This is a genomic window from bacterium, assembly GCA_037131655.1.
In the GTDB taxonomy this organism is placed as follows: domain Bacteria; phylum Armatimonadota; class Fimbriimonadia; order Fimbriimonadales; family JBAXQP01; genus JBAXQP01.
In genome coordinates, this window is record JBAXQP010000247.1 from 1 (window position 1) to 4004 (window position 4004).

Below are 4004 nucleotides of genomic sequence, written 5' to 3' on the forward strand. Positions count from 1 at the left end.
CGGAGGGTGGGGACTTTTTGAATTATTCCTCGGACGGTATCGAAGGCTTCAGTCCTTAATCGAGCGAAAAGCTCTTTTTGTTCTTCACGAGAAAGGCCTCGGCCATACGCGAAATAGGTTAATGCGCCCATACCAGCGACATAAGTGCCTGAATAGGCGATAGCGCCTTTCACACCTATCCCAACTCCTCCAGGCACAGCTCCAGCAAGTTCGCGAGCAATCGCTCGCCAGCCGAATGCCCCGCCGATAATCGGCATCATCTCTGACCATCGCTTGCCCCAACTCGCTGTTTCACCATAAGATGCGGCAATTCGCATGAGAAGAATAAGTTGGTTTTTAGTCAGTACGATAGTATCGGCTGCGGCAGGAAGAAATAGACCTGCTATAGGAATAACCGATGGAATGGCTGTCATCAAAGCAATCTGCGCGTTAGTAACGGAAGTGATGTGAATCAGATGTTTACACACTGCAGAACGCAACCCAGGAAGCCGTCGCGCCATCGCAACATGATAATCAGGCAGACGCTTTATAAGTTCCTCCACGAGAGATTCGGCTGAAACAGAGTTACCGCACAAGAGCACAGTCGAGTACCCCTCAGAAGGCATCTCCTCTAACTGCAGAACATATAAGGCAGCAGTCTCACTCTGCTCCGGTATCGGGTTCGGACCTAATAATTTCTCGAAAACTTTCAAGGTACATTCCGGAGCGCCCACAAGCGCAATCCGGAATGACTTATTAGCCTCTTCTTCAATATGGTGGGCGGAAACTTCTTTAACGGAATCCCATATACGGCGAAATTGAGCCATTATAGCCCCCTTTGCTCATCAGTCTATCTCTGCATTTCATTATACGCTCTTTAATGAGAAAAGGCGCTAGGTCTTTTGACCTAGCGCCTTTTCAACTATTACGCACGAGGAGGGGCTGGTTCATAACCAAAGCCCGACGCGCGGGCAGCTAAAACCCGCGACCCTCCTGGTGCGTTCCTAAATCATTACTCATGAACTACACCACCTCCTTTTATTAGAGTTAAAAATAGTATACCATCTCGGGCTTAGCCTGTCAAAAAAACAAGTCCATTAATTACCTGCAAATATACCTGTGCAAATACTTATCGACAATAAGAAAGGTTTTTAAGAGAAACAGGTATTCATTTTATGGGATCACACGCCGAAAATCATATTGTAACGATATAAGTTGAATAGGAGACGGAAATGCTTACGTCCACGCAGACATATTGGCCTGACGCCGTTAAAACAGCCTTTAAAAGAGACTTGAATCTCCCTGTGCTGTCACCGGTGGCGATTAGGGTTGTACAACTCTCAAACGATCCGGTCTGTGATTCGCGTCGTTTAGGAGAGACAATTAGTGCTGACCCAGGTTTGAGCGCCCGTGTACTCAAGCTAGCAAATTCGTCGTACTATGGCTTTTCAGGTGATATAATAAGTGTGCAACAAGCCATCATTTTAATTGGATTTTCAGCGATTAGAAACTTAGTGCTTGGTCTATCGATGAAGGACTTGTTCGCCAATTGCCCTGAGACGACCTATTTGGATGAGCTTTGGTCTCACTCTTATCTAACCGCCTGTTTAGCCGATACATTAGTCAGTTATATAAGCTGCCCACATCAATGCTATACATTCACTGCAGGGCTGCTTCACAACATAGGAAAACTCGTTATCCAATCAACCTATAGCAAGCAAACTTCTGCAATTATTGGCGCGTCATACAGCCAGAATATACCGCTCCACCTTGTCGAAGAAAAGATAATTGGTTTCAATCATGCCCACGTTGGTGGATGGGCTGCAAAGTGTTGGAACCTACCAACGTCTCTAGTTGAAACGATAGCGCTGCATCATACCCCCACAAAGGCAAAAGAAGCTTCTACCTTGTGTGCTATAACCAGTCTTTCGAGTTTCCTGGCAAGACGAAAAGACGAGACCCTTCCGACTGACATCCCATCAGTCTTCCTCAACCCACAAATCAGCGAAACGATGCTGGTAAAAATGTGGGAAAAATGGATAACTTTGAGGCAAACACACCTAGAGGCAGTTGCATTTCTATCTGCAACTTAACGCTTTTTAACAAATGCGTAGTATAATCTTATTGGATCGTTCGTCTAACCAGCAGTATTAAGACGACGAAGAAGGCAGTAAGGATGACGTTACGCTCTTTATTACGCAAAGATAAACCCGCAATCTCTCCTGAAAATTTACGCAGCAGAGCGGTCGCAAGAATTATGGCTTATGTTGAAGCGAACCGCCCACATCCATGGTGTTGTCCCGTATGTTTAAAATTCGGCACAGGCCAAGAAATGAATGCTGATGATAAAGGACATATTGAAGGGGCTATCCGGTATCAAGAACAACTCTTGATTGAAGAATATGGGTATCTAGTCTCAACCCCGCGCACATTAGCAGGCGCGAAGAAAAGATAATTCTCACATTCTCTCTGGCCTGAAGCAACGATCTGGCCTTATCTCTACACTATCTTTCATACAGCAAAGTTAGTTATTACCTAGCCCCTATTAACTACGTCCAACTACAGGTGCGATTCGTATTTCGTAGTGTGTATTTCCGGATCAGAACGTGCCGTCAAACACGTCATTCCGAGCTTGACGAGGAATCTTCCGAAAGCCTCTTCGACTACGCTCAGAATCACGTATTTCAAGCATGTAGCGGACTTTGCCCCCTGATCCCCAAATCCGGTTCTTGCCTCTTACTTCTGACTCTATCTTCTTACATCTCGCCCTTTCACCTTGATAGGCTTTTGCGATACAATAGGATGGAATGCTTAAGATACAGGGAGAGAATGATGGAAATATCAATTGATCGCTTGAATTCATTAGATACTGATTTCCGTGGATATCTTGAAGGGGATGTTGTTAACCGTTTCTTTGATGCATTTGGAATTAAGTTCGCGGCAGGGCATTGGTGCGCGGGCGAGTTCAGAGATCGGTTCTGCCCCGTCGGCTATAACTCAAATAATCCTGATTTTATCGATACTACCGTTACCCAAATCGCTAGGATAAAGCAGGCTGGAATTAAGGGCATTGAGTTTCATGAGGATGTTTTCGTTGACAATAATCACCTCAAAGACCCCGCAAAGGTCAGCGAAATCACTGATGCGCTGAAGCTGCACGGCCTCATTCCCACCTGTATGAACATGAACACCTGGGGCGATCCCAAGTGGAAATTCGGCGGAGTGACCAATCCTGACCCTGCTATTCGGCGCGATTGCTTAGCTCTGTGTCTCCAAGGTGTTGAGATGGCGAAAGAAATCGGCTTTGCCAGTTGCAACCTGTGGCCAGGCTCTGATGGTTGGGACTATCATTTTGAAGTGGACTACGGCAAGCGGTTTGATTGGTTCATCGATGGCTGCACCCAAATCGCCAAAAAATGTCAGGACCTAGGACTGAAATTCGGCACCGAGCCTAAGCAGAAAGAACCGCGCGAAGGCAACATGATCACCAACACCGTCGGCAAAGCCGCCCTAGTAGCTAAAGAAGTCAACAACACATTAGGTGCGGTTGTGATGGGGGTTGTTATTGATTACGGTCACGAGCAAATGGCCGGCAACCAGCCAGCTGACAGCCTCTACATGCTCAAGCGTATCGGCGTCCCGATTGCCAATTTCCACATCAACGCCGCCAAGTACAATTCCAATGACGAAGACCGCATTACCGGCACCGATGACATCTGGCGACTAACTGAGTTCTGCTATGCCGCCATCGACACAGGCTACGACGGCTGGTTCGGCGAGGACCAATTCACCTATCGCTGTGAACAAGTCAAAGCGATGGAGCTAAGCAAAGAAATGTTCGCCAATTGCATGAAGCGAGCGTTGAAGATTTACCGAGTAAAAGATAAACTCCAAGCCGCCCAAGACACCGGCATGTCCGAAAAGTGCATCGACGTGGTCAAAAAGATAATCTACGGCGAAGCCTAATCCACTCTTATTGCCAGGAATGTTTACATTCCTGGCAATAACTATATTTGTCGCGTCGG

At 46.7% G+C, this 4004-nt stretch carries 4 protein-coding genes; 3 read left to right on the forward strand and 1 reads right to left on the reverse strand.

Features of this window, described 5'->3' with window-relative positions:
• Positions 1-806, reverse strand: an 806-nt coding sequence (locus WCO51_10520; GenBank protein MEI6513691.1) for a hypothetical protein, incomplete at its 3' end; no start/stop codon positions are given.
• 405 nt (positions 807-1211) lie between these two features.
• Between WCO51_10520 and WCO51_10525 the strand changes: the two genes are divergently transcribed.
• The 3 genes from WCO51_10525 (at position 1212) to WCO51_10535 (ending at position 3945) form a co-directional block, all read left to right on the forward strand.
• Positions 1212-2072 carry an HDOD domain-containing protein gene (locus tag WCO51_10525; protein ID MEI6513692.1) on the forward strand — a complete coding sequence of 287 codons (861 nt, stop codon included), beginning with the start codon at positions 1212-1214 and terminating at the stop codon, positions 2070-2072.
• A gap of 83 nt (positions 2073-2155) precedes the next feature.
• Positions 2156-2434, forward strand: coding sequence for a hypothetical protein (locus WCO51_10530; protein MEI6513693.1), 279 nt, complete (start codon positions 2156-2158; stop codon positions 2432-2434).
• Between the two features lie 374 nt (positions 2435-2808).
• Positions 2809-3945, forward strand: coding sequence for a TIM barrel protein (locus tag WCO51_10535; GenBank protein ID MEI6513694.1), 1137 nt, complete (start codon positions 2809-2811; stop codon positions 3943-3945).
• Positions 3946-4004 lie beyond the last annotated feature (59 nt).

Bases quoted from the DNA above. Each gene is read 5' to 3' on its own strand.
- WCO51_10530 (MEI6513693.1), top strand. From the start codon at position 2,156: ATGACGTTACGCTCTTTATTACGCAAAGATAAACCCGCAATCTCTCCT.
- WCO51_10525 (MEI6513692.1), top strand. From the start codon at position 1,212: ATGCTTACGTCCACGCAGACATATTGGCCTGACGCCGTTAAAACAGCC.
- WCO51_10535 (MEI6513694.1), top strand. From the start codon at position 2,809: ATGATGGAAATATCAATTGATCGCTTGAATTCATTAGATACTGATTTC.